General features: G+C 73.6%; 24 protein-coding genes and 1 riboswitch. Of the genes, 16 read left to right on the top strand and 8 right to left on the bottom strand.

The window, feature by feature from the left end; all coding sequences use genetic code 11:
* Positions 1-110: 110 nt before the first annotated feature.
* The 11 genes from BUE41_RS24270 (at position 111) to BUE41_RS24320 (ending at position 10,061) form a co-directional block, all read left to right on the top strand.
* Entirely contained in the window at positions 111-557 is a 447-nt protein-coding gene (locus BUE41_RS24270; protein ID WP_073459638.1) for a MarR family winged helix-turn-helix transcriptional regulator, read from the top strand.
* A gap of 3 nt (positions 558-560) precedes the next feature.
* A complete protein-coding gene (locus BUE41_RS24275) occupies positions 561-1,076 on the top strand; it encodes a glycosyl-4,4'-diaponeurosporenoate acyltransferase CrtO family protein (RefSeq protein WP_073459639.1) in 516 nt (171 codons plus the stop codon).
* A gap of 58 nt (positions 1,077-1,134) precedes the next feature.
* The gene (locus tag BUE41_RS24280; protein WP_143172329.1) at positions 1,135-2,046 is read left to right on the top strand and encodes an EamA family transporter; all 912 of its coding nucleotides are present in this window, start codon (positions 1,135-1,137) and stop codon (positions 2,044-2,046) included.
* Positions 2,047-2,100: 54 nt separating this feature from the next.
* The gene (locus BUE41_RS24285) at positions 2,101-3,381 is read left to right on the top strand and encodes a GAF domain-containing protein (RefSeq protein ID WP_073459641.1); all 1,281 of its coding nucleotides are present in this window, start codon (positions 2,101-2,103) and stop codon (positions 3,379-3,381) included.
* A gap of 28 nt (positions 3,382-3,409) precedes the next feature.
* Positions 3,410-4,288, top strand: coding sequence for a DUF2268 domain-containing putative Zn-dependent protease (locus tag BUE41_RS24290; RefSeq protein ID WP_073459642.1), 879 nt, complete (start codon positions 3,410-3,412; stop codon positions 4,286-4,288).
* Between the two features lie 44 nt (positions 4,289-4,332).
* The gene (locus BUE41_RS24295; protein ID WP_073459643.1) at positions 4,333-5,313 is read left to right on the top strand and encodes a 3-oxoacyl-ACP synthase III family protein; all 981 of its coding nucleotides are present in this window, start codon (positions 4,333-4,335) and stop codon (positions 5,311-5,313) included.
* Positions 5,310-6,053, top strand: a complete 744-nt coding sequence (locus BUE41_RS24300) for a glycosyltransferase family 2 protein (protein ID WP_073459644.1) — start codon at positions 5,310-5,312, stop codon at positions 6,051-6,053. The genes BUE41_RS24295 and BUE41_RS24300 overlap by 4 nt, the downstream gene beginning before the upstream one ends.
* Positions 6,050-7,210 (top strand): cytochrome P450, encoded by a 1,161-nt coding sequence (locus BUE41_RS24305; protein WP_073459645.1) that lies wholly within the window; start codon positions 6,050-6,052, stop codon positions 7,208-7,210. Before BUE41_RS24300 ends, BUE41_RS24305 begins: the two co-directional genes overlap by 4 nt.
* The gene (locus BUE41_RS24310) at positions 7,195-8,691 is read left to right on the top strand and encodes a class I adenylate-forming enzyme family protein (RefSeq protein ID WP_073459646.1); all 1,497 of its coding nucleotides are present in this window, start codon (positions 7,195-7,197) and stop codon (positions 8,689-8,691) included. Before BUE41_RS24305 ends, BUE41_RS24310 begins: the two co-directional genes overlap by 16 nt.
* Complete coding sequence (locus BUE41_RS24315) at positions 8,676-9,548, top strand: NAD-dependent epimerase/dehydratase family protein (RefSeq protein WP_073459647.1); 873 nt, start codon at positions 8,676-8,678, stop codon at positions 9,546-9,548. The genes BUE41_RS24310 and BUE41_RS24315 overlap by 16 nt, the downstream gene beginning before the upstream one ends.
* Positions 9,549-9,617: 69 nt before the next feature.
* Positions 9,618-10,061, top strand: a complete 444-nt coding sequence (locus tag BUE41_RS24320) for an ATP-binding protein (RefSeq protein ID WP_073459648.1) — start codon at positions 9,618-9,620, stop codon at positions 10,059-10,061.
* Between the two features lie 294 nt (positions 10,062-10,355).
* On the opposite strand, the gene BUE41_RS24325 is transcribed toward BUE41_RS24320, so the two are convergent.
* Positions 10,356-11,645, bottom strand: a complete 1,290-nt coding sequence (locus BUE41_RS24325) for an aminotransferase class V-fold PLP-dependent enzyme (protein ID WP_073459649.1) — start codon at positions 11,643-11,645, stop codon at positions 10,356-10,358.
* A gap of 32 nt (positions 11,646-11,677) precedes the next feature.
* Positions 11,678-11,791, bottom strand: a riboswitch (SAM riboswitch).
* Positions 11,792-11,861: 70 nt separating this feature from the next.
* Positions 11,862-13,316: an aminotransferase class V-fold PLP-dependent enzyme gene (locus BUE41_RS24330; RefSeq protein WP_073459650.1), complete on the bottom strand. Its 1,455-nt coding sequence runs from the start codon at positions 13,314-13,316 to the stop codon at positions 11,862-11,864.
* Positions 13,317-13,612: 296 nt separating this feature from the next.
* Between BUE41_RS24330 and BUE41_RS24335 the strand changes: the two genes are divergently transcribed.
* Positions 13,613-14,785 carry an MFS transporter gene (locus tag BUE41_RS24335; protein WP_073459651.1) on the top strand — a complete coding sequence of 391 codons (1,173 nt, stop codon included), beginning with the start codon at positions 13,613-13,615 and terminating at the stop codon, positions 14,783-14,785.
* Positions 14,786-14,794: 9 nt separating this feature from the next.
* On the opposite strand, the gene BUE41_RS24340 is transcribed toward BUE41_RS24335, so the two are convergent.
* Positions 14,795-16,312, bottom strand: a complete 1,518-nt coding sequence (locus BUE41_RS24340; RefSeq protein WP_073459652.1) for an MDR family MFS transporter — start codon at positions 16,310-16,312, stop codon at positions 14,795-14,797.
* Between the two features lie 69 nt (positions 16,313-16,381).
* On the opposite strand from BUE41_RS24340, the gene BUE41_RS24345 reads away from it, so the two are divergent.
* Together BUE41_RS24345 and BUE41_RS24350 are read left to right on the top strand one after the other, a co-directional pair.
* Positions 16,382-17,035, top strand: coding sequence for a TetR/AcrR family transcriptional regulator (locus tag BUE41_RS24345; RefSeq protein WP_234997544.1), 654 nt, complete (start codon positions 16,382-16,384; stop codon positions 17,033-17,035).
* 55 nt (positions 17,036-17,090) lie between these two features.
* The gene (locus tag BUE41_RS24350) at positions 17,091-17,852 is read left to right on the top strand and encodes a 3-hydroxyacyl-CoA dehydrogenase (protein ID WP_073459653.1); all 762 of its coding nucleotides are present in this window, start codon (positions 17,091-17,093) and stop codon (positions 17,850-17,852) included.
* Between the two features lie 81 nt (positions 17,853-17,933).
* Here BUE41_RS24350 and BUE41_RS24355 read toward each other — a convergent pair whose 3' ends face one another.
* Both BUE41_RS24355 and BUE41_RS24360 read right to left on the bottom strand, forming a co-directional pair.
* Complete coding sequence (locus BUE41_RS24355; RefSeq protein WP_073459654.1) at positions 17,934-18,263, bottom strand: histone-like nucleoid-structuring protein Lsr2; 330 nt, start codon at positions 18,261-18,263, stop codon at positions 17,934-17,936.
* Between the two features lie 186 nt (positions 18,264-18,449).
* Positions 18,450-19,376 (bottom strand): MBL fold metallo-hydrolase, encoded by a 927-nt coding sequence (locus tag BUE41_RS24360; RefSeq protein ID WP_327194783.1) that lies wholly within the window; start codon positions 19,374-19,376, stop codon positions 18,450-18,452.
* A gap of 242 nt (positions 19,377-19,618) precedes the next feature.
* Here BUE41_RS24360 and BUE41_RS24365 point away from each other — a divergent pair, with 242 nt between their 5' ends.
* Positions 19,619-20,368 (top strand): enoyl-CoA hydratase-related protein, encoded by a 750-nt coding sequence (locus BUE41_RS24365; protein ID WP_073459656.1) that lies wholly within the window; start codon positions 19,619-19,621, stop codon positions 20,366-20,368.
* A gap of 3 nt (positions 20,369-20,371) precedes the next feature.
* Here BUE41_RS24365 and BUE41_RS24370 read toward each other — a convergent pair whose 3' ends face one another.
* A complete protein-coding gene (locus BUE41_RS24370) occupies positions 20,372-21,043 on the bottom strand; it encodes a hypothetical protein (protein ID WP_073459657.1) in 672 nt (223 codons plus the stop codon).
* A gap of 17 nt (positions 21,044-21,060) precedes the next feature.
* Between BUE41_RS24370 and BUE41_RS31475 the strand changes: the two genes are divergently transcribed.
* Entirely contained in the window at positions 21,061-21,213 is a 153-nt protein-coding gene (locus BUE41_RS31475; protein ID WP_200804092.1) for a hypothetical protein, read from the top strand.
* Between the two features lie 592 nt (positions 21,214-21,805).
* Here the strand turns inward: BUE41_RS31475 and BUE41_RS24375 are convergent.
* Both BUE41_RS24375 and BUE41_RS24380 read right to left on the bottom strand, forming a co-directional pair.
* Positions 21,806-23,092, bottom strand: coding sequence for an acyl-CoA dehydrogenase family protein (locus tag BUE41_RS24375; protein WP_073459748.1), 1,287 nt, complete (start codon positions 23,090-23,092; stop codon positions 21,806-21,808).
* 72 nt (positions 23,093-23,164) lie between these two features.
* Entirely contained in the window at positions 23,165-24,085 is a 921-nt protein-coding gene (locus tag BUE41_RS24380) for a TIGR03854 family LLM class F420-dependent oxidoreductase (RefSeq protein WP_073459658.1), read from the bottom strand.
* Between the last annotated feature and the right edge of the window lie 23 nt (positions 24,086-24,108).

A 24,108-nucleotide genomic window follows, 5' to 3' on the forward strand; every position in this document is an offset into this window, starting at 1 on the left:
AGGTGCCTCAGACACACCCACCTCGCCCGGAGGCCCTCCCCTCGTTCAAGCCGACACGCCGTCGAGCACTGACAACAACGTCCTGAGTCACTACATCTAGGGTGCCGTCGATGGATGGCGCACCGGCTCGCCTGCTCGCGCTGGCGACGTACCTCACGACGCGCACGGCGGCGCACGCGCATCGCCTGGTGGGGGAGGCCTTCAGCGCGACCGGGGCACGCGGCTACCACTACCGCGTGCTCTCCGCGCTGGCCGAGTTCGGCCCGCTCAGCCAGGCCGATCTCGGCCGTCGGATCGACGTCGACCGCAGCGACATCGTCACCGCGGTGAACGAGCTGGCAGCAGCCGGGCAGGTGGAGCGAAAGCCGGACCCGGCGGACGGGCGGCGGAACCTCGTGACGATCACCCCGGCCGGGCGCGAGCAGCTGCTCCGGCTCGACGCGGCGCTCGCGCAGGTGCAGGAACGGTTCCTGGCCCCGCTCGACGACGAGGAGCGCGTGACCTACCGGGCGCTGCTGGCCAAGCTCCTCGCGCACCACGCCGGACGCGCGACCTGAGCGGTGCGCGCTGCGGGACTCGCGCTGGTGGCGGCAGCGGTGACCACCGCGGCCGGCGTGCTGCTCGGCCCGGCGAACCCGCTGTTCGCGCTGATCGCGAACCTGGTGGCGATGGCGTGGACCGCGACGGTCCTGCACCGGTACCGGCCGGCCCTGGCCGCGCGCTGGTTCCGCGTCCGGGCCTGGGAGGAGCGGGTGTGGCCGCGGCTGGGCACCGGTCTCCTGTCCACCCCGCTGCGCGCCGTCGGCTGGAACCGGGTGATCGCTGCGCAGCGGCAGTTCGACGGCACGCGGGCCGGGCTGACCGATCTGGCTCGGCACACCCGGGCCTCGGAACTGTCCCACCTGGTCGTAGCGATCCTGAGTGCGCTCGGTGGGATCGTGGCCGCGGTGTGCGGGAACCTGCGGGCGGCGCTGTGGCTCTGGCTCGCGGCCGTCGTCTTCCACCTGCATCCGGTGCTGCTGCAGCGGCAGCTGCGCGCCCGGATCACCCGCGTGAGGTCTCTTAAGTCCTACTGAACGATTGCTTCATATCTATTCGATGGTCTTACAGAATCGTCCTGCTCAGGCTGGCACCGTGAGCTTGCGTGATCGCGCCCTCGCCGCGACCGTCGCCGTGCTGTGGGGCTGCAACTTCCTCGCCATCCACCAGACCCTGGATCTCTTCCCGCCGCTGCTCCTCGGGGCGCTGCGGTTCGCGGTGATCGCCGTCCCGACGGTGATCCTGGTGCCCCGTCCGCGGGTGCCGCTGCGCTGGTTGATCGCCTACGGCCTGGGCTTCGGCGTCGTGCAGTTCGGCTTCCTGTTCATCGCCATGGACATCGGCATGCCGCCGGGGCTCGCATCGCTGGTGCTGCAGGCGTCGGCGCCGTTCACGGTGCTGCTGGGTGCGCTGCTGCTGCGTGAGCAGGTCGGGCGGCGGCAGGCGGCGGGCATCGCGCTGGCCGTCGCGGGGCTGGTCGCGATCGCCGTGGCGCGGGCGCAGTCCGCGGCACTGCTGCCGGTGCTGCTCACCGTGCTCGCCGCGCTCGGCTGGGCGCTGGGCAACCTCACCAGCCGGCTCGCGCTGCGCACCCCCGCAACCAACCCGATGCACCTGCTGCTGTGGATGTCGCTGGTGCCGCCGATCCCGCTCTACGCGCTCTCGTTCCTCATGGAGGGCCCGGACGCTCTCCCCACCGCGGTCGCGGCGCTGACCGGCCCCGACGCGCTGCCCGGACTGGCCGGGTTCGCCTACCTGGTCGTCATCGGCACGATCGTCGGGAGCGGCATCTGGAACAGCCTCATGCGGCGTCACCCGGCCGGGGTCGTAGCGCCGTACTCGCTGCTGGTGCCGGTCGTCGGGATGGGGATGTCGGCGCTGCTGCTGGCTGAGCGACCATCGGTCGTCGAGCTCGCCGCAGCGGTCGTGATCGTCGGCGGGGTGCTGCTCGGAACGCCGCGCGCGAGACGGCGGGCCCCGGCGGAGGAGGTCCCGACGCGGGCCTGACCGCCCGGGCAGCCGCTATGGTGCGCACCACATCCAGTGCCTAGTCTGGCGGGGATGGACGAGGGAGTCTGCGCGGTTCGCCCCGGTACCGACGTGCGCCGACATGCCCGGATGCTGCAGCGGATCCACGACGCCCTGCTGTCGGGCGACCGCCCGCCCGGAGATCTCCGCGGACCAGTGGCGCGGTCCTGGGAGCGGGTGCGCGCCCTGGGGGTCGATCCCGACCAGGAAACGCCGCCCGGGCCGGTCGGGCCGGACGAGGTGGAGCGGCGCCGCGAGACCTCGCCGCTGCAGCCGGTGCTGCCCGAGCTGCGGGCGGCGCTGACCTCGGTCGCCGACGACGCCCGGCACATCATGGTCATCACCGACGCCGACGGCGTCCTGCTGTGGCGGGAGGGCTGTGCGCCGGTGCGGCACCGCGCCGATCGGCTCGGGTTCACCGAGGGTGCGGCGTGGTCGGAGGGCGCGGTCGGGAGCAACGCGATCGGCGTCGCGCTCGCCGAGGACGCACCGGTGCAGATGTTCGGGGCGGAGCACTTCGTCCGCACCCACCACGCGTGGACCTGCACGGCCTGCCCCGTCCACGATCCGCGCACCGGCGAGCTGCTCGGCGTCGTCGACGTGAGCGGGCCGGCCGAGACCGTGCACCCCACGACCGTCGCGCTGGTCGGCACCGCGGTGAAGCTGGCCGAGGCGAGCCTGTGGCGCCACCACGAGCGCCGGCTGGACGCGCTGCGATCGGTGGCCGCGCCGCTGCTGTCGCGGCTGTCCGGGCCCGGGCTCGTCGTGGACGACCACGGCTGGGTCGCCGCCGTGACCGGGATGCCGAGCATCGACCGGGTGGCCGTGCCGCGGGCGGATCGGCCGGTCGCGGTGCACGGCGTGGGTGTGCTGCTGCCCGAGCCGGTGCCGGGCGGCTGGCTGCTGCGCGGGGCCGGGTCGAACGGGTCGTCGAGCGGGCTGCGGCTCTCGCTCGACCTCGACGGGCGGCCACCGCGCGCGATCGTCGACGGCGCGCAGCGCTGGGTGCATCCGCTCTCCGCGCGGCACGCCGAGGTGCTCACGCTGCTCGCGTTCGCCGGGCCGCGCGGCATGGACGCCGGTGCGCTGTCCACCGCGCTCTACGGCGACCGGGACCACCTGGTGACCGTGCGCGCGGAGATGTCGCGGCTGCGCCGCACCCTCGGTGGGCTCCTGCTGGCCCGCCCGTACCGCATCGCCCCGGACGTCGCCGTCGAGCTACCCGATCCGGCTACGTCGGCGTTCCTGCGGGCGTCGGCGGCGCCGGGGATCGTCCGGCTGCGGTCGGTGCGGCCGATTTCGGGTTGTGGTTGACGCTGCGTCAGCCTCTACGGTCGCCGGCATGACGATCGAGGTCCTGGACACCTACGCGGCGATGCGGGAGATCCTCGCCGCTCCGCAGCCCGACCGCCCCGATCTGCTCCGGAAGATGATCGAGCCGGCGAAGGGCATGTACCGGTACTTCCCCGGCGAGGTCGATCTGGTGCAGATGCACGCCATGAGCGGCGGCTTCCCGATCGACCGCGACGAGGAGCACTGCCTGGCCGCGCTGGAGGAGCTGCGCGCCGCCGACGCGTGGGGGCGCATCGCCCGCGCGCTCGACGAGGCGGTGGCGGTGCAGCGGGAGGCGGTGCCCGAGGTGGTGGTCCCCGATCTCGTCGTGCTGCTCAGCCTCGCCGACCCCGGGGACGAGCACCTCATGGGCCCGGGCCTCGGGATGAGCGCGAACGGCAGCGTCTCCGGCTACATCTGGATCAACCTGTGGCCGTACCCGGAGAACCTCGAGCGCATCGAGGCCACCGCGGTGCACGAGCTCAACCACAACCTGCGCTACACGACCCGCCCGGACTTCTGGAACCCCGCGACGGTGACGGTGGGGGAGCACGTCGTCTCCGAAGGGCTGGCCGACGCGTTCGCCCGCCAGCTCTACGGCGACGAGCTGGGCCGGGCCCGGATCGGCGTGGCGGCACTCGGTGACGACGCCGCGTTCGCCACGGTGGTGAGCGGGCTGGGGACGACCGGTATGCAGAACTTCGTGGCGTGGGTGCACGGCGACTCCCACGCCGAGCGGTTCGGCGCCACCCCGGTCGGACTGCCCACCGGCGCCGGCTACGCAGCGGGCAACCGGATCGTGGACGCCTACCTGGCGGCCACCGGGAAGACCGCGGCGGAGGCGGTGCTGGCCGAGTCGGCGGAGGTGATCCGGGTGGCACTCCAGTAGATCTGCCGAGCCGGTGACCGGGTTCGGCTGTTTAGGGTCCGGTCATGGCACGCATCGGCGGGGTGGCGGTCCACCTGCCCGAACGACTCATGACCGGCGTGGAGCTGGAGCAGAGGATCGGCCCGTACCGGCCGCCGGACGGCATCGTGGCCCGGCTGACCGGCATCACCGCGCGGCACGTGATGGCCGACGACGAGCAGGCGTCGGACCTCGCGGTCGCGGCGGCGCGCAAGCTGCTGGCCGACACCGGCACCGCGGTGGAGGACGTCGACCTGCTGCTGTTCGCGTCAGCGAGCCAGGACATGGTGGAGCCGGCGACGGCGCACATCGTGGCCGAGAAGCTGGAGCTGCGCTGCCCGGTGATGGACGTGAAGAACGCCTGCAACAGCGTCCTCAACGGGCTGGAGGTCGCTGACGCGCTGATCGGCACCGGCCGCTACCGGCGGGTGGTGGTGGCCAGCGGGGAGGCGCCGTCGCGGGCCGTGCGGTGGCAGGTGCCCGATCTCGCAACGTTCCTGCGCTCGTTCGCGGGCTACACGCTCTCCGACGCCGGTGCGGCTCTGCTCGTCACGGCCGGGGACGGGATCCTGGCCAGCGCGTTCACCGCCGACTCGCAGCACTGGCGGGCCGGCACGCTCGGCACCGGCGGATCGGCGCATCCCCGCGACGTCGAGCACACGTACTTCGCGATGGACGCCGGGCGGCTGAAGAAGGCCTTCCTCGGGCTCGGCACCGCTGTGCTCGACCACACCCTCGCCGGGCTCGGCCTGACCTGGGCAGACCTGGCGGTGGTGTGCGTGCACCAGGTGTCGCGGCCCTACCTCGACGTGTTCGCCGAGCGGGCGGGGGTGCCGCCGGAGAAGCTGGTCGTGACCGTGGGCGAGCACGGCAACATGGCCTCGGCGAGCCTGCCGGTGCAGCTGGTGACGGCGATCGAGCTGGGCCGGGCCGGCCCCGGGGACCTGGTGGCGCTGGTCGGCCTCGCCGGCGGGGTCTCGCTGGGGATCATGGTGGTCCGGCTGTGAGCCTCGCCGTCGTCGTGCCGGCGTTCGACGAGGAGAAGGCGCTGCCCACGACGCTGGCCGCGCTGGACGCGCAGGTCGACCGGGACTTCCGGCTCGTCGTCGTCGACAACGCCTCGACCGACGCGACGCCGGACGTCGTGCGCGCGTTCGCCGCGGACCGGCCGTGGGTCACGCTGATCCACGAGCCGCAGCGGGGCACCGGCGCGGCCGCGGACACCGGCATGCGGCACGCGATCGCGGCCGGCGCCACGCTGCTGGCCCGCACCGACGCCGACTGCGTGCCCGCCCCGGACTGGACGGCGCGGATCCGAGCGGCGTTCGCCGACGGGCTGGAGCTGGTCGCGGGCCGGCTGCTGCCCCGGTCGGACGAGGGACTGGCCGCGTGGCAGCGCGGGGTTCTGGTGGGCGCGGTCGCGGTTGCGGCGGCGTTCGGACGGATCCGGCCCGGCAACCGGCTACCCGGGGCGCGCGGCCCGTACCTGATGGTGCCCGGTTGCAACCTGGCGATCACCGCCGACCTGTACCTGCGGTCCGGCGGGTTCCCGCGCACCCGCATCCAGGACCTGCACGAGGATCGAGCCCTGGTCAACGCCGTCCGGCTGCTCACCGACGCGTACGGCCACCGGCGCGATGTCGTGGTGCGCGGCTCGTCGCGGCGGGTGCAGGCGTGGGGCTTGCGCCGGACGCTGGCCTGGTACGCCGATCACCGTTACCGGCCCGAGCACGTGGACATCCGGTGAGGCCCGACCCGGAGCTTCGGGTGTGGCTGGGCGCCCACCCGGTCACGTACCCGCTGGTGCGCGGGATCGCGCGGCTCGGGCCAGTGGTGCGGGTGCCGCGCGTCGGCGTGGTGGTGAGCGACGCGGCGCTGGCCCGGGAGGTGCTGCTCGACACCGAGCGGTTCACCAAGACCGGGCCGGGGTCCCCGGCGGATCTCTGGACGCCGGTGGTGGGGCCGTCGGTGCTGCTGAACATGGAGGGAAGAGCGCACGCGCGGTTGCGGCGGACGCTGTCCGGGCTGTTCACGCCGCGGGCGGTGGGTGAGCTGTGCGCGCGGGTCGCGGCGCCGCAGCTCGGCGAGCTGCGGGCGGAGCTGGCCGCGGGCCGGGCCGTCGACGTGGTGGCGGCGGCGAAGCGGTTGGCCGGCGCGGTGATCGCCGAGCTGGTCGGGCTGGACCCGCTGCGGGCGGCGGAGGCGTTCGCAGCGGCCTCCGCGATCACCGGCGTGGTGCAGCTCGCCCGGCCGCGGCTCACCGCGCAGCAGGTCGCGCAGGGCCGGGCGGCGCTCGCGCGGCTGACCGGGCCGGCGGTGACGGCCTACCGGGCCGGTGATCCGGCCACCGTGCCGGGACGGATGCGGGAGCTGGGACTCACCGAGGAGGAGGCCCTCGGCGCGGTGGCGGCGTTCGCGCTGACCGGCACCGAGACGCTCGTGTCGTACGTGCCGCGGCTGGCCGCGCTCGCGGCCGGGTCGGGCTGGCTGGAGCGGCTGGCCGCCGATCCGTCGTGGACGGACGCAGTGATCGCGGAAGGCCTTCGGGTGACCGTGCCGTCGCCGGTGATGCTGCGCAGCGTCACCGCGCCCGCGCGGATCGGCGGGACGGCGGTGCGGCCGGGGGAGCGAGTGGTGATCGCGACCGTGTCCGCGGCGCAGGGCGGCGATCGGCGGTTCGACCCGCAGCGACGGCCGGCGCAGCAGGTGGCCGGGCTGTGGTTCGGTGCGGGGCCGCACTTCTGCCTCGGCATGCCGCTCGCGCTGGCCGAGATCCGCGCGCTGCTCGACGTGCTGGTGACGGCGGCCCCGCTGGAGATCGTCCGGCGGCGGGTGGCGCGGCGAGTGCTGATCCCCGGGTACCGGGAGCTGCTGGTGCGGAGGCGCGCGTGCGGGATGTCGTGACAGCGGTGCTGGAGGCCGGCGCGCGGTGGCCGGTCGAGCCCGCGCTGACGGGGCCGGACGGGCACACGCTCACCCACGCCGAGCTGGCGGGGCGGATCCGGGCGGTGGCGGCGCGGCTGCGGGTGGCCGGCCTCGCGCCGAGGGAGCGGATGCTGTTCTCGGTGCGGCCGTCCCCGGATGCGGTGGTGCTGGCGCTGGGCGCGGTGGCGGCGGGGGCCACCGTCGTGTTCGTCGACCCGGGTGCCGGACCGGAGCTGTTCGCGCGCCGCACCGAGCTCGCGGCGCCGGGGTGGGCGGCGGCCGAGTCGGTGCTGTACGCGGCCGGGCATCCGCCGCTGCGGACGCTGGCGCGCCGGCGTGGCCTGCTGCTGCCCGATTACGGGGCGCTGCCCGTGCAGCACGTCCGGGCCGGGCGGTGGCTGCCCGGCGTGCCGCGGGGTGCGCTGGCCCTGTCGGAGCTGCAGCGGCCGGGGCCGTCGTTCTCCGTGGCGGACGCGCCGGACCAGGACGCAGTCGTCGTCTTCACCTCGGGGACGACGGCGGCGCCGCGGGCGGTCGTGCACACCCGCGGCTCGCTCGGCGCGGCGCTGGAGGTGCTGGCGGCACGGTGCGCGTTGGGCCCGGGCACGCGGGTGCACACCGACCAGTTCCTGCTCGGCCTGCCTGCGCTCGTCGGGGGCGGGCACTGGAGCCTTCCGCCGCACGGGTTCGCTCCCGGTGCGGCGCCCGAGCAGATCGCGCGGGGCCTGGCCGGGGCCACGCACACGTTCCTCGTGCCGGCCGATCTCGCCGCGCTGCTCGACACCGGGGCCAGCCCGGCGGGGCTGCAGCAGGTGCTGCTCGGGGCCGCACCGGTGCTGCCGTCGCTGCTGGAGCGGGCGACGGCGGCGTGGCCGGACGTGGAGTTCCTGGCGGTCTACGGGATGACGGAGATCCTCCCGGTCGCGATCGCGACGGCCGCGGAGAAGCTGGCGCACACCGGCAGCGGCGATCTCGTCGGAGCGCCGCTGCCCGGGGTGTCCGCCCGCGTCGGGCCGGGTGGGGAGCTGCTGGTGAGGGGTCCGAACCTGGCCCGCGCGTACCTGGGCGGACCGGTGCTGTCCGAGCACGCGACCGGTGATCTCGCCCGGCTGGACGACGGGCGGATCGTGCTGCTCGGCCGCGCCACGGACATGATCATCCGCGGGCGCGTCAACATCTATCCGGGGCTCTACGAGCCGGCGATCGCGCGGCTGCCGGGGGTGGCGGACGCCGTGCTCGTCGGGGTCCCGGACGAGATCGGGGACGAGCGGGTGGTGCTGGCGGTGGTGCCGGAGCCAGGCGCGGACGACGTCGTGCCGCGGGTGCGGGAGCGGCTGCCCGAGGTGATGGACGCCGGAGCGCTGCCGGACGACATCGTCGTGCTCGACGGGATCCCCACCGTCGGGCGCACCCGCAAACCGGATCGGGCGGAGGTGGCGAGGCGGTGCGCATCGCGGTGATCGGCGCAGCCGGGTTCGTGGGCAGGGCGGTCGTGGCCGCCGCGCACGACCGGGGCTGGCGGGTGCACGCGCTGACCCGCCGCGAGTGGGACATCGGCGCGGGGCCGCTCACCGATCCGCCGGACGTCGCCGCGGTGGTGCACTGCGCCGCGGCCGTGACCGACCACGGCGATCCGGCGCCGATCTGGCGGGTGAACCTGCTCGGCACCCGCAACGTCATGGCGAGCTTCCCCGGTGCGCGGTTGGTGCACGTCTCGACCGCGAGCGTGTACGACCCGTTCACGCCGACCGTGCAGGTGAGCGAGGACGCGGCGCCCGTGCGGCGGTACCTGACGGCGTACGCCGCCTCGAAGGCGGCCGCGGAACGGCTGCTCGCCCGGCGGCCGAACACCGTGGTGCTGCGACCGCACGCGGTGTACGGACCCCGCGACCGGACCCTGCTGCCCCGGGTCCTCTCCGCGGTGCGGGGCCGCACGCTGCTGCTCCCCGGTGGCGGCCGCAGCCGGCACACGCTGACCGCGGTCGGCACGCTGGCGGAGGCGGCGCTGCTGGGCTGCACCGGGCCGGAGGGCGTCTACAACGTGGGGGACGCCGAACCGGTCGTGCTCGCCGACGCGCTCATGGAGCTGTTCGCCGAGCGCGGGCTCGACGTGCGGATCCGGTCCGTTCCGACCCCGATCGTGTGGGCCGCGGCAGCCGTCGCGGAGCTGGTGGCCGGGCCCGAGCGGGAGCTGCGGCTGTCCCGGTACGCAGTGAGCCACCTCGGCTACGAGCGCACCCTCGACCTCACCGCGGCCCGGACCAGGCTGGGCCTCGACCCGGCGCCGACGTCGATGCGGGGCGCGGCCGACTGGTGATCATGTGAACGGGCGTCCGCCCGCGGTGAGCGGCGTTTCGCTCCGGCACCGTCCCGGGAACACAGGCCCATGAACGCATCCGGGCACGTCGAGTTCGTCCACCGCAGCTGGCCAGCGGATCCCGAGCAGCTCTCGGTGATCCGCCACCAGCTCGCGGACTGGCTCGCCCCGCTGCGCCTCACCGAGGAGGAGACCGCGGACGTGGTGCTGGCCGTGGACGAGGCCGTGTCCAACGCCGTCGAGCACGCGTACGGGCCGGGGGAGTCCGGGCGGGTGGAGCTGACGCTGTGGACCGAGCCGGGCACGCTGTCGATCGAGATCGTCGACCACGGGCGGTGGCGGGCCCCGGCGGAGCACACCCAGCGGGTGCCGGAGACGGCGGCGAACGCGTCGCGGGGGATCTCGCTGATGACGACCATGGTCGAGTCGGTGCTGATCCGGTTCGACGACCGGGGCAGCCGGGTGCTGCTGCGGCAGCACATCCCGGTGGTGCCGGATGCGGGAGAGGGGTAGATCGGGTGCTGCCGGTGCGGTTCCGGGGATCTGGAGGTGATCTCGAAGCTGTGCGACCGGATCCCTGCCAGGTTCCGCTCTGGAGCCCTCGTGAGGTCGTTCGCCCGGGGCCCTGCCCCCGCCCCATCTCGCCTCAGTCGCAACGAACGGCACTCTCGTCCACCCGGAGTGGACGAAAGTGCCGTTCGTTGCCTTCTTGCACCGCGGGCCCGCCCGCCCCGCTTCGGCCTCAGCAGCCTCGCCGGCCCCATCGGCCACGGCTGTCGCGACCGCCCGCGGCTGGGATCGCGTGGCTCAGGCCGCGCCGACGCCGAACGGGTCCCGCGGGCGCGGGTCGGGCGTGGGCGCCCAGCGGCCGTCGACCGGGGCGTAGGTCCAGCGGGACCCGCGGCGGACGAGGGTGTCCAGCGCTTCGACGAGCCGGTCGATGTGCTCGGTCGTGGTGCCGAGGCCGAAGCTCGCGCGCAGGGCCGCGCCGGAGCCCGGGTTGAGCCGATCGAGCAGCGGGTGCGCGCAGAACTTGCCGTCGCGCACGCCGATGCCGTGCTCGGCCGACAGGTACGCCGCCACGTACCCGGCGGGGCGGTCGGCGACGGTGAAGGCGTGCACGCCGACCTTGTCGGTCGAGTCGCTCCAGATCGACAGCTCGGTGACGCCGGGGATCTCGGCGAGGCCGGCGGACAGCCGCTCCGACAGCACTCGCTCGTGCTCCGGCGCCGCGTCCGTCAGCACGGGGGCGAGCGTGCGGCAGGCCTGCGCGAGCGCCGCGGCACCGACGACGTTCGGGCTGCCGGCCTCGTGGCGCTGCGCGCCGCTCGCCCACCGGACGGTGCAGGTGTCGACGGCGAGGGTCGCGCCACCGCCGGCGAGGAACGGCGGGGCGGCGTCGAGCCAGTCCGCGCGCCCGGCCAGCACACCTGCGCCGTACGGTGCGTAGAGCTTGTGCCCGGAGATCGCCACGTAGTCGACGCCCCACGCGGCGATGTCGACGCGGCGGTGCGGGGCGAGCTGGGCGGCGTCGAGCGCGACCCGCGCGCCCGCGGCGCGGGCGAGCGCCACGACGTCGGCGATCGGCAGCGCCTCACCCGTCACGTTGGACGCACCGGTCACGGCGACCAGCGCGAACTCCTCCTCGGCCAGGGCGGTGGCGAGGTCGGTGAGGGTCTGCTCGATGGTCGCCGCGGCTGGTACGCGGCGGACGTCGCGCCAGGGGAGCAGGTTGGCGTGGTGCTCCACGTCGAGGCACAGGACCCGGCCGGGCACCGCGGTGGCCAGCAGGTTCAGCGCGTCGGTGGTGGAGCGGGTGAACACGACGGCGTCGTCGGCGCGGGCGCCGAGGAAGCGGCCGATCGTGGCCCGAGCCGTCTCGAGCAACGAGGTGCAGACCTGCGAGGCGTACCCCGCGCCGCGGTGCACGCTCGCCGAGAACGGGATCACCTCGGCGACGTGCTCGGCCACGGCGGCCAGCGCCGGCGCGCTGGCGGCGTGGTCGAGGTTGGCGTAGCCGACGCACTCACCCGTGACGAGCGGGACCTGCAGGTCGGCACCGAGGACGGCGGGCAGGCTGGCGAGAGCAGAAGACATGACGGTCTCCCGGTCCGGGGACCCGCGAGAGGGGTCCGCGCTTGCCGGCACGCGGTCGCGTGCGGCCTGGTCGTCACCCGGAGCACCCCACCGCGGAGGAGGGTTGCCGGCCAGCTAGCCGGGGCTTGGCGCTGGCACTCATGACCTGGCGCGGACGGTAGCACGGCGCTCCGGACGGAGACCGCGGGATCGGGAGCTACGTCACACGGTGTGTGATCAGGACCGCGACTCGGCCAGCACGGCGTCCGCCGCGGCGCAGAGCTGGTCCCACAGGGCCGTGACGTGCTCGGGACCGGTCGTGACGGCACCGATCGCCACCCGGATGACGTAGCGCCCGTCGACGACGGTGTGGGAGACGAACGCCGACCCGGACGCGTTGACCCGCTCGAGCACCTGGCGGGTGGCCGCGTCGTCGGCCTCCGAGCCGCGGCCCGTCACGACCCGCAGGCAGACGAGGCTCAGCGACCGCGGCACGGCGAGGGTGAACCGCGGATCGGCGGTCACCCACCCGGCGAACTCCTCGGCGAGCGCGATGTGACCGCGCAGGTGGGCGCGCAGCCCCTCCAGACCGCGCGCGTGGATCACCGCGCGCAGCTTGAGGGCCCGGAACCGCCTGCCCAGTGGCACCTGCCAGTCGCGGTAGTCGACGACCGCTCCGGACTCCGACGCGGGATTGCGCAGGTACTCGGGGGTGAGCGACAGCGCGGCCGGCAGCGCGGACCCGTCCTGCACCCACAGCAGCGACGCGTCGAGGGCGGTGAGCAGCCACTTGTGTGCGTCGGTGCAGAACGAGTCGACGAGCTCGACGCCGTCCAGCACGCTGCGGTGCTCGGGGCAGAGCGCGGCCACCCCGGCCCACGCGGCGTCGACGTGCACCCACGCCCCGTGCTCGCGGGCGACCTCCGCGATGCGGCGCACCGGGTCGATCGTGCCGGTGCCGGTGGTGCCGATCGTTGGGCAGACCAGCACCGGACGCAGACCTGCTCCCGCGTCGGCGGACATGGCAGCGGCGAGTGCGTCCGGCGAGAGGGCGTGCCCGCCCGGTTCGGGATCGACGACCACCAGAGCTTTCGATCCGAGCCCGGCCACCCGCACCGCCTTCGCCAGGGACGAGTGGGTCTCGGCCGAGACGTAGATGCGTTCGTCGCCGCGGACGCCGTCGGTCTGCCAGCCCGGATCGGCGCGGTGCAGGGCGGCCAGCAGCGCGACCAGCGCGGACGACGACGCGGAGTCCTCGATCGTGCCGCCCCCGCCACCGGTGAAGGTGAACGTCTCCGGCAGCCCGAGCGCGCCGGCCAGCTCGTCCACCAGGTGCTGCTCGGTCTCGGTGCACGCCGGGGAGGTCGCCCACATCATGCCCTGGGACCCGAGCCCGGTGGAGAGCATGTCGCCGAGCACGGAGTGCAGCGATGCGTTGGCCGGGAAGTAGCCGAAGAACGACGGTGACTGCCAGTGCGTCGTCGCTGGCACGACGACGCGGTCGAGCTCGGCGAGCAGGGCGTCGAACGGCTGCGGCCGCTCGGGGAGCGGGCTGAGCGCCGCGCGGACGGAGCCCGGCTCGACCTGCGGCTGGACCGGGTGCGCGGCGATCCCGGCGCGGTAGTCGGCGATCCAGTCGACGACGGCGTGCGCGAGTGCGCGGAACTCCTCGGGATCGTCGCGATCGGTCATGCCCACGAAGGTAGTCCGCACCCTGACGACCAGGTCGGGTGAGGCTCGACGAAGGGCGGGGAGTGGCCGGCCACAGCTTCGAGATCGAGGTCAGTCGGGATCGAGAACAGCTTTCGGGTTCGAACCGTTCGGTTCCTGACAGTTGATCGGTGAATCGCCACGAACGGCACTTTCGTGAGGAATGGTGCTGGCGAAAGTGCCGTTCGTCGAGAATGGCGTGAGCCAGCTGGGGGCTGTGCGGAGAAGCACACCCCTGCGCCTCGGCCGGGCGCATCGCGACCCCGGATGATGGCGGAATGGCGCCACCGCTGGTCACCGGGGAGCGCGGCCGGCTGCGGCTCCTGCAGCTGTCCACCTTCACGAGCAACGTCGACCGGTTCGCCATCGCCCCGCTGCTGGTGGCGATCGGCCTCGACCTGCAGGTCCCGCTCGTCGCGGCCGCAGCCGTGGCCAGTGGTTACTACCTGGCGTACGGGCTGATGCAGCCGGTGTGGGGCATGATCAGCGACCGGATCGGGCGGGTGCGGGTCATGCGCGTCGCGCTGCTCGGGGCCGCGCTCGCGGGTGTCGTGTCCGTGCTCGCCCCGAACATCGTCGTCCTGGGCGTGGGCCGGGTCATCGCCGGAGCCTGCTTCGCCGCGGTCATCCCGTCCACCCTCGTCTACGTCGGGGACGTCTGGCCCGCGGAGACTCGTCAGCAGCCGGTGTCCGAGATCCTGTCCGCCTCGGCGCTGGGCATCGCGCTGTCCACCGTCGGGGCGGGGATGCTCGCTGATCTCGTCGGCTGGCGATCCGTGCCGGCGCTGACTGCCGCCGCGGCCGGTGTGCTGTGGGTCGCGCTGGCCCGGCTGCCCGAGCCGGAGCGCGAACCTGCCACCGGCAGCCCGCTGCGTTCGATCGGCCGGGTGCTGCGCAACCGGTGGGGCGTCCTCGTGCTGGCGATCGCGCTGGTCGAGGGCGCGGTCGTGCTGGGCGTGCTCACCTACCTCGCGCCGGCCGCCCAGTCGCTGGGGTGGTCGGCCGGTGTCGCCGGACTGATCGCCGCCGCGTACGGGGTCGGTGCGCTCGGGTTCTCCCGGGTCGTGCGCGCGCTCGTGCCGCGGATCCCACCAGCGGGCATGGCGGCCATCGGCGGCGTGTGCCTCGTCGCGGCGTGGGCCGTGCCGGTGCTCGGCCTGAACCTGGTCACCCTCGCGGTCGCCGGCCTGCTCGTCGGGGCGTCGTGGGCGTTCTTGCACACCACCCTGCAGACCTGGGCGACGGACATGGTGCCGCAGGAGCGGGCGACGGCCGTTGCGCTGTTCGCGACCAGCCTCTTCCTCGGCAGCGCGATCGGCGCCGGCGTGGCGGCCCCGTTCGCGGAGGCTGGGGCGTTCGGGCCGCTGTTCACCGTCTCCGCGCTGGTCGCCGTGCCGGTCGCCGCGGTGGCGGCGCTGGGCCGCCACCGCTACGCCACCCGCACGGCCTGACGCCGGACGTCAGCCGGCCAGCGCGCGCTCGGACCGGTTGCTGGTGCGCAGCGGGGTCTCCCGGATGAGGAGCGCAGCCGCGATCGCGATCACGGCGACCCCGGCGGCGACGAGGAACGCGGTGGTCACGCCGTTGCTGACGGCCGCGGTGAACGCGTCCCGCACAGGGGTCGGCAGCCCGTCGAGCATCGCCGGGGTGATCTCCCCGCCCGAGACCTCGGACCCGGCCGCGGCGCCCAGCCGCTCGGTGAGCGTGCCCTCCAGGTGCCGCGCGTAGAACGCCCCGAGGAGCGACACCCCGAGCGAGCCGCCGACGGTGCGGAACAGGGTGGCCGCGCCGCTCGCCGCCCCGAGCTCGCTCATGGGCACGCTGTTCTGCACCACGAGCATCGTCGTCTGCATCAGCAGTCCCATGCCGATCCCGAGCACGACCATGAACACCGAGCTGGTCAGGTGCGACGTGCCCGGCCCCATCGTCGAGAACAGCGCCAGTCCGAACGTCATCACGACCGATCCGGCGACGATCTGCCACCGGTAGCGGCCGGTGCGGGTCACGATCTGCCCACCGATCAGCGACGTGGTGAGCATGCCCGCCATCATCGGCAGCAGCAGCAGCCCACTGCTGGTCGCGGACGCGCCCTGCACGATCTGCTGGAACTGCGGCAGGAAGGTCACCGCGCCGAACATCGCGAAGCCGGTCAGGAACGACAGCGCCGTCGCGGCGGAGAAGCTGCGGTCGCGGAACAGCGCGAGCGACAGGATCGGCTCGGCCTGCCTGCGCTCCACCACCACGAACGACGCGCCCGCGACGATCGTGAGCGCGGCCAGGCCGATGATCTGCCACGAGTCCCACGCGTAGGTGCTGCCGCCCCAGCTGGTCAGCAGCGTGAGCGCCGCGACCGCGACGCCGAGCAGCCCGGCGCCCGCCCAGTCGATGCGCGCCTCCCGGCGCACCCGCGGCAGCTTCATCGTGAACCACGTGACGATCAGCGCGACGATCCCGAGCGGGATGTTGATGTAGAAGGCCCACCGCCAGCTCAAGGTGTCGGTGAGCCCGCCGCCGATCAGCGGGCCGCCGATGAACGCGACCGGCATGACAGCGGCCATCAAGCCCTGGTAGCGGCCCCGCTCGCGGGGCGGGACCAGGTCGCCGATGATCGCCATCGAGTTGACCATCAGGCCGCCCGCCCCGACGCCCTGCACGGCGCGGAACGCGATCAGCTGGCCCATGTCGCCGGCCGTCCCGGTGAGCGCGGAGCCGACCAGGAACACGACGATCGCGGCCATGAAGACGCCCTTGCGGCCGTGGAGATCACCCAGCTTGGCCCAGACCGGAGTGGTGACGGCGGTGGCCAGCGCGTACGCGGTGACCACCCACGACAGGTGGGCGAGGCCGCCGAGCTCGCCGACGATCGTCGGCATCGCGGTGCCGACGATCGTGTTGTCGAGCATGGCGAGCAGCATCGCGATCATGAGGCCGCTCAGTGCGATGTAGACCTCGCGCCGCGACCTGGTCGGTGTGTCCATCGTTTCCCCGACGACCGATTACTTGCCGGCCGGCTAGTATCTGACCTGTCGACAGGCTAGGAGTCTTACTTGCCGGCCGTCAAGCTAGTTGGCGTCAGGGAGGACGTGGTGACGAGCACAGGCCCCGCGGCAGGGGGCGAACGCAAGGACGAACGCCGCACGGACACTCGTCAGCAGATCCGGGCTGTGGCGATGGAGCTGTTCGCCGAGCAGGGCTACGACCGGACCTCGCTGCGGGAGATCGCCGAGCGGCTCGGTGTCACGAAGGCCGCGGTCTACTACCACTTCCGCACCAAGGAAGAGATCGTTGCGAGCCTGTTCGACGACCAGCTCCGCGTGCTCGACGAGCTGATCGAGTGGGGTCGATCGCAGCCGCCGGGGCCGGCTCGCAGCCGGGGCTTGATCGAGCGCTACTGCGCACGGCTCGCCGAGGCGGGGATCGATCCTCACGTGCTTCGGTTCCTCCAGGAGAACCAGACCGTGTTGAAGGGGCTCGCGCCCGGCGGGGAGATGCGTCAGCGCGTCGCCGTGCTGGTCGATCTGCTCGCCGGCCCCGAGCCGTCGCTGGAGACCCTGCTCAAGATGCGGTTGGCGCTGGTTGCGGTCAACTTCGGCAACTTCGCCAAGGATGAGCTGCCCGGCACTCCGGAGGAGCGGCGCGCCGTGGCGCGCGCGATCGCGCTCGAGCTGGTCGGCGCCGATGACGGCGAAGCGTCGGTGTGATGGTATGAACAGTCACGACTGACGGTTTGCACCCCTCGCACGGAGGAGGACGAGGTTGGACATCAACGGCGGCGTCGCACTCATCACCGGTGGAGCATCAGGACTCGGCCTGGCCACCGCGCAGACCCTGGCCAAGGCCGGCGCGAAGGTCGTGCTCGTCGACCTGCCGACCTCGGCGGGCGCCGAGCGGGCCGAGGAGATCGGCGACGCGGCGGTGTTCGCGCCGGCCGACGTCCGGGACGAGGACGCCGTCAAGGCGGCTCTCGACAAGGCGGCCGAGCTGGGCACCCTGCGTGCGGCGGTGAACTGCGCGGGCATCGGCCCGGCGCACAAGACCGTCGGCAAGAACGGCCCGTTCCCGCTGGACCTGTTCACCCGGGTCATCGAGATCAACCTGATCGGCACGTTCAACGTGATCCGGCTGGCCGCGGAGCGGATGCTGGCCAACGAGCCGCTCGACGGCGACCGCGGCGTCATCATCAACACCGCGTCCGTCGCCGCCTTCGAGGGCCAGATCGGGCAGGCGGCCTACTCGGCGTCGAAGGGCGGCGTGGTCGGCATGACGCTGCCGATCGCGCGTGACCTGGCCAGCGCGCAGATCCGCGTCGTGACGATCGCGCCGGGCCTGTTCGAGACCCCGCTGCTGGCGAGCCTCGGCGAGGAGGTGCGCCAGTCGCTCGGCAAGCAGGTGCCGCACCCGTCGCGGCTGGGCCAGCCCGCCGAGTACGCGGCGCTGGCGGCGCACATCATCGCGAACCCGATGCTCAACGGGGAGACGATCCGCCTCGACGGCGCGATCCGCATGGCCCCGCGGTGAGCGCGCGAGAAACCGAACGGCCGGCCCGCCCCGACAACCGGGGCGGGCCGGCCGCTTTCTGCGTCAGCGCTGCGCGCTGGATCAGTGCGCCTTGTGGTAGGCCTCGATCACGTTCGCGGGCAGACGGCCGCGGTCGGACACGGCGAACCCGTTCTTCTGCGCCCATTCACGGATCGCCTGGTTCTGCACGCGGTCGCTGGTGGAACGGCCGCTGCCGGCCGCAGAACGGCGCCCGCTGCCCACGCGCCGCGCCGCCGAGATGAACGGGGCCAGGAGCTCGCGCAGCCGCTTGCTATTCGCCTCCGAGAGGTCGATCTCGTAGGTGCGGCCGTCGACCGCGAACTCCACCTGCTCGACGGCCTCGGAACCGTCCAGGTCGTCGATCAGTGTGACCGTGGTCTTCTTCGCCATCTCCGTGCCTTCCCAATGAGCCCGGGTATGCCGAACGACCCCCGGTGAGGGTCGCAGATTTCGCGGCATGGCCCGGAGCCGGACTCTTTCCCGGTCGCGAGAATAGAGCAGGGATGCGCATTCTGTCGAACCCGGGGTGTTCTCGATGGTGTGTCGATGCGCACCTGCGACTTCCGGATCCCGTAATCAGGTGATTGCCGCCCACCAACGGTCGAGCTCCGGTGCCGAGTCCGGCGTGATCCGGGCGCCCGGGCGGGGCACGCAGATCCTGGTGCCGGTCTCATCAGCGGCCCGGGTCAGGCGCTCGACCGGTTCCGCCCATTCGTGCCAGGCGAGATCGAACGTGCCCCAGTGCACGGGGAGCAGCGGTGCCGCGCCGCCCTGAACGAGATCGAGATGCGCCCGGAGCGCCTCCTCGGGCGTCATGTGCACGTCCGGCCACAGGTCGGCGTACGCGCCGATCGGCAGGATCGTGAGGTCGAAGGGGGCGAACCGGGCGCCGATTTCGGAGAACGCCGAGGTGTAACCGGTATCGCCGCCGAAGAACACCCGGTGCGCCGGGCCCTCCACGACCCAGGACGCCCATTGCGTGGTGTTGCGGGTCAGGCCGCGACCGGAGAAGTGCCGGGCCGGTGTGGCGTGCAGGGCCAGTTCACCGATCCGGACGTGCTGACCCCAGTCGAGTTCCACGATCCGGTCGTCGGGCACGCCCCAGAACCGCAGATGCGCGCCGATCCCGACGGGAACGACGAACGGTGCGGACATCGCGGCGGTCAGCTCCCGTATCGTCGGCAGATCTAGGTGGTCGTAATGGTCGTGTGAGATGACCACCGCGTCGACGGCGGGAAGTGCGGAAAGCGGCAGCGGCGGCGGGTGCAGGCGCCGCGGGCCCACCGTGGGCGAGGGCGACGCGCGTTCCGCCCACATCGGATCGGTGAGCACTCGTCTCCCGTCGATCTCGAGCAGCACGCTGGAATGCCCGAACCAGGTAACGGCCAGCGGGTCGGCTGTGCGCGGCACCGGGTCGGTGACCAGCGGGACCGGCCTGGGCGGCCTCCCCCGGCGGCGGCGCTGCGCGAAGGCGGTGAGCACCCGCGCCGGGTCGACGAGCACGGCGGGCTCGGTGTTATGGAACCGGCCGCCGCGGGCGAACGGGGAGCGCTCCGCCGCGGCGCGCAGGACTTCGGCCGGCGCCCCCATCGCCTCGGGGAGCCCGCGGGAGGCCTGGCGCACCCGCACCGCGCCCGCGCCCGCGGCGAACACGGCCACCAGGGCAACCGCGCGGCGGATCATGCCCGGAGCCTAGGAACCGGGGCGTCGCCGGGCAACGCGGGTGTGGCTAGTGTCTGAGGATCATGACGGTCTCCACGGAGCGGCGCGGCAACGTCCTGCTGGTCACGATCGACCGGCCCGAGAAGCGCAACGCGATCGACGCCGCCACGACGGCCGCGCTCGACGCGGCGCTGAACGAGCTCGACGACGATCCGGCGCTGCGGGTCGGGGTGATCGCCGGGACGCCGGTCGCGTTCTCCGCCGGGACCGACCTCGTCGACGGGCCCGGCGAGCCCACGCCGCGCGGCGGTAACTACGGGGTGGTGCGGCGCGCCCGCCGCACGCCGTTGATCGCGGCCGTGGACGGGCTCGCGTACGGCGGCGGGTTCGAGATCGTGCTGGCCTGCGATCTCGTGGTCGCAGCGCGGGACGCCCGGTTCGCGCTGCCGGAGACCGCGCGGGGGCTGGTGGCCAACTGCGGTGCGCTGTTCCGGGCCCCACGGGCGCTGCCCCGCAACATCGCGCTGGAGATGCTGCTGACCGGTGAGCCGCTGGCGGCCGAGCGGGCGTGGTCGCTGGGGCTGGTGAACCGGCTCGTCGAGTCGGGGAAGGCGGTCGAGGGCGCCCTCGAGCTGGCGGCCGTGATCGCCGAGCACTCGCCGGTGGCGCTGGCCGAGACACTGGCCGTGGTGGCGGAGGTCGAGGCCGTGCTCGATGAGCCGGGGTGGGCGGCCACCGAGCGAGCGACGGAGATCGTCAAGGCGTCCGAGGACGCGAAGGAGGGTGTGGCGGCCTTCCGGGAGAAGCGGCCGCCGCGCTGGCCGGGACGGTGACGGCTACTCCGGAGGGAGCCCGATCTCGATCTCGCCGCCCAGCCGGAAACCGCCGGTGAGGTGGAGATCGTCGCCGCTCCAGAACCGGCCGGGGTCGTACCAGTTGGCGCGGTGCCGCACCGGCAGGATGCCCATCTCCTCGTAGGTCACGGCGACGACCTCGGCGCAGTACGCCGTCTCCAGGCCGGCCGCGGGATCGGTGTCGTCCTCGCTGCGGCGCCGGCGCAGGAGGTTGATCTGCGGTACGCGGCCGCGGAGCCAGCGGGCGGCGAGCCGGGCCGACGACGGGAACGGGGTGCCGTCGAGCCGGGCGACCGTCTGCAGCGCGGCGTCCTCCATCTCGGGCGTGACCTCGCCCTGCAGCTGGCGCAGCCACGCCCGCTGTTTGTAGCGGTGGCCCCACTGGAGCACGGCGGCGCGCAGGTCGTGCAGCTGCACCCCGCGCTGGTGCGAGCCCGACCAGAGATCGAGCAGGCCCTTGCCCAGCTCGGCGTGCCACATCAGGGGAGGCAGGTCGTCGACGACGATCGCCATGCCCACGTGGTTCACGGGCGCGTTCGTGAGGCTGCGGACGGCGCGGTCGGGAAGGCTGTGGCCGCGGAAGATCCAGATGTCGCCGGTGCGGGTGAGGTCGCAGGCCTCATCCAGGGAGATCGACGTCGCATGGCGCCGCACGGCGGTAGGTTAACGACATGCGCCTGTGGAAACTCGTCGGGCTCGCCGGCCTCGCCGGGGTGGCCGCGACCGGCGTCGTCGTGGCCAGGGGCGAGCGCAAACGCCGGGCGTACACGCCGGAGGAGATCCGCAACCGGCTCCACGAGCGGGTGGAGCAGCACCGCTCCTGACGCCCGCTGCGCGGTTTGCGGTGTCCGCGCCGGTGAGTCGCGGAAACCCTCACGGCGAGTCGTGGTTCTCCGAGCGGCGAGTCGGGGAAGCCGGGCACGCGAGTCGCGGTTCCCGTGACGCGAGTTGCCCCGATGGGGTGGGCGAGTTGCCCCATCGAGATGGGTGAGTTGCCCCGACGGGGTGGACGAGCTGCCCGGAGCGGGCCCGCGAGTTCTCCGAGCAGACCGGTGATTCCCTGGAGAACCGGCGATGTCTCCTGTTCGGTCTGGCGGGCCCCCGAACGGTTGACCTGAACGGCGACCTCGCCCGGCCACTCGGGAGAACTCGCGCTCCCGTTCGGGAGCTCGCGCGTCCGTGGGGGAGATCTCGACGAGCCCGTCGGGGCAACTCGCCTGCCTCGGCGGGGCAACTCGCCTGCCTCGGCGGGGCAACTCGCGCGCCTCGATGGGGGAACTCGCCTGACTCGACGGGGTAACTCGCCAGCGGCGTTGCCGACTCGACGTCAGGGAGCCCCCGATTCGCCGGCACAGCTTCCGCGACTCACCGTCCATGGCTTCGCGACTCGCCGGCGGAAAGCCGCAACTCGCGGTGTCAGAGGTTGGCCGTGGCCGCGTCGAGGTACTCCGCGAACTTCCGGCGGGCCGCCTCGCGGCGGGTCGGGATGTGCTCCGTGGGGACGTCGACCGGGCGGTAACCCCGCAGGATCCGTGTGGCGACCGTCGCCTTGTGCACCTCGTCGGGGCCGTCGTAGATCCGTGCGGCGCGGGCCGCGCGGTACATCTGCTCCAAGGGCAGGTCACCGGAGAATCCGAGCGAGCCGTGGACCTGGATCGCCCGGTCGATGACGTCGTGCAGCACCCGCGCGCCCCAGTACTTGATCATGGCGATCTCGACGCGGGCGTTCGCGGCGCCGACCTGGTCCATCGTCCACGCCGCGTGCAGCGTCATCAGCCGGGCGGCCTGCATCTCGGCCGCGGACGTGGCCACCCAGTCCTGCACCATCTGCTTGTCGGCGAGCACCGAGCCGTGCGTGTAGCGGCTCACCGCCCGCTCGCACAGCATGTCGAACGCTCGCTTCGACTGCCCCAGCCAGCGCATCGCGTGGTGGATCCGGCCCGGGCCCAGCCGTTGCTGGGCGAGCCGGAACCCGTCACCCGGGTTGCCGATGAGGTTCTCCACCGGCACCCGCACGTCCCGGTAGATCACCTCGGCGTGCCCGGCGTGCAGCGCGGCGCCGATCGTCGGGTGGTCCATGACGGGGATGTCCCGGACGATCTCGACGCCGGGGGTGTCGGCGGGCACCACGAACATCGACGAGCCCTGGTACGGCGACACGTCCGGGTCGGTCACGGCCATGACGATGAGGAAGTCGGCGTGCGAGGCGTTCGACGAGAACCACTTGTGCCCGTTGATCACCCAGTCGTCGCCGTCCCGCACCGCCCGCGTCTTCAGCAGCGTGGGATCGGCTCCGGCGCCCGGCTCGGTCATGGAGAAGCAGCTGCGCAGCTCCCCGCGCAGCAGCGGGTACAGCCAGCGCTCCTTCTGCTCGGGTGTGCCGCCGATGGCCAGCAGCTCCGCGTTGCCGGAGTCCGGCGCCTGGTTGCCGAAGATCCCGGGGGCGAAACTGCACTGACCGAGGATCTCGTGCATCAACCCCAGCTTGACCTGCCCGAATCCGCCGCCGCCCAGCTCGGGCGGTAGGTGCGCGGCCCACAGGCCCTGCTCCTTCACCTGCTCCTTGAGCGGGGCGGTGATCCGGTCGAACGTCTCACGGTCGAGATCGAGCGTCTCCAGCGGGATGATCTCCTCGCGCACGAACGCGCGCATCCAGTCGAGCTTCTCCTCGAACTCGGGCTCGGTGGAGAAGTCCCACGCCATCGTGTGCACCTTTCGCGGACCGGTCGGGTCCGGCCATCGTGCACCGCGCCCCGGCCGTGGGGCGAGCCGGGATCAGCTCGAGAGCTCGTCCTCCAGCCCGGCCAGCTCCCCGGCGAACGCGTCGAGGAACCCCGCCCACGACGGCACCGGCGCAGCCGGCCGCACCACGAACTTCGTCAGGCCCGCGGCCACGTACTGCCGCACCAGCTCCCGCGCGTGCGCCCAGTCCCGCGCCACCAGCGCCGCCGGGTCGATGTCGGATCGGCGCCTGGCGACGGCGGCCAGCGCGGCCGCGGCCCCGGCCTCGGTCACCTCCGGGGTGCGGACGGCGATGTTCGTGCCGTAGTGGTCGGGATCGATGCGCCGGCCCACGCGGGCTGCCTCCGCCGCGATGGTCTCCCGGGCCTCCGCGGCCTCCTCCGGGGTGACGAGGCTGCCCAGCCAGCCGTCACCGAGGCGGCCCGCTCGGCGCAGCCCGACCGGGGCCCGCCCGGCCAGCCACAGGTCGAGGGGCTTCTGCGGCAAGGGCACGATCGACGCGTCGGTGAGGTCGAAGAACCGGCCGTGGTGCGTCACCGCCGGCTCGGTGAGCAGCCGCCGCAGCACCACCATCGCCTCGTCGAACACGGCGGGCCGGGTGCCGTCGGCGACGGGGAACAGGGTGCGCTCGGGCTCCCGCGCGGGCCGGACCCCGAACGCGGGCAGCACCCGCCCGGGCGCGAGGGCCGCGAGCGACGCCAACGCGGCCGCCACCGTCGCGGGGTTGCGCCCGGGCAGCACGATCACCCCGGTCCCGACCTTCAGCCGCGACGTGCGGGCGAGCGCGTACGCCATCCCCACCAGCGGGTCGATCGCCCCGGTGGACGGCGAGTCGGACAGCCACAGCGAGTCGATCCCGCGCGCCTCCAGCTCGTCGACGAGCACGGCCAGCTCGGGGCCGGGGCCGGGGCCGTCGGCCAGCGGGATCGCACCGATCCCGATGCGCACCTTCACTCGGCTGACACTACCTGCGCGGG

Origin of the sequence: Pseudonocardia thermophila, assembly GCF_900142365.1 — a bacterium.
Classification (GTDB): domain Bacteria; phylum Actinomycetota; class Actinomycetes; order Mycobacteriales; family Pseudonocardiaceae; genus Pseudonocardia; species Pseudonocardia thermophila.

Bases quoted from the DNA above. Each gene is read 5' to 3' on its own strand.
- BUE41_RS24270 (WP_073459638.1), top strand. From the start codon at position 111: ATGGATGGCGCACCGGCTCGCCTGCTCGCGCTGGCGACGTACCTCACG.
- BUE41_RS24285 (WP_073459641.1), top strand. From the start codon at position 2,101: ATGGACGAGGGAGTCTGCGCGGTTCGCCCCGGTACCGACGTGCGCCGA.
- BUE41_RS24290 (WP_073459642.1), top strand. From the start codon at position 3,410: ATGACGATCGAGGTCCTGGACACCTACGCGGCGATGCGGGAGATCCTC.
- BUE41_RS24295 (WP_073459643.1), top strand. From the start codon at position 4,333: ATGGCACGCATCGGCGGGGTGGCGGTCCACCTGCCCGAACGACTCATG.
- BUE41_RS24320 (WP_073459648.1), top strand. From the start codon at position 9,618: ATGAACGCATCCGGGCACGTCGAGTTCGTCCACCGCAGCTGGCCAGCG.
- BUE41_RS24325 (WP_073459649.1), bottom strand. From the start codon at position 11,645: ATGTCTTCTGCTCTCGCCAGCCTGCCCGCCGTCCTCGGTGCCGACCTG.
- BUE41_RS24330 (WP_073459650.1), bottom strand. From the start codon at position 13,316: ATGACCGATCGCGACGATCCCGAGGAGTTCCGCGCACTCGCGCACGCC.
- BUE41_RS24335 (WP_073459651.1), top strand. From the start codon at position 13,613: ATGGCGCCACCGCTGGTCACCGGGGAGCGCGGCCGGCTGCGGCTCCTG.
- BUE41_RS24340 (WP_073459652.1), bottom strand. From the start codon at position 16,312: ATGGACACACCGACCAGGTCGCGGCGCGAGGTCTACATCGCACTGAGC.
- BUE41_RS24355 (WP_073459654.1), bottom strand. From the start codon at position 18,263: ATGGCGAAGAAGACCACGGTCACACTGATCGACGACCTGGACGGTTCC.
- BUE41_RS24365 (WP_073459656.1), top strand. From the start codon at position 19,619: ATGACGGTCTCCACGGAGCGGCGCGGCAACGTCCTGCTGGTCACGATC.
- BUE41_RS31475 (WP_200804092.1), top strand. From the start codon at position 21,061: ATGCGCCTGTGGAAACTCGTCGGGCTCGCCGGCCTCGCCGGGGTGGCC.
- BUE41_RS24375 (WP_073459748.1), bottom strand. From the start codon at position 23,092: ATGGCGTGGGACTTCTCCACCGAGCCCGAGTTCGAGGAGAAGCTCGAC.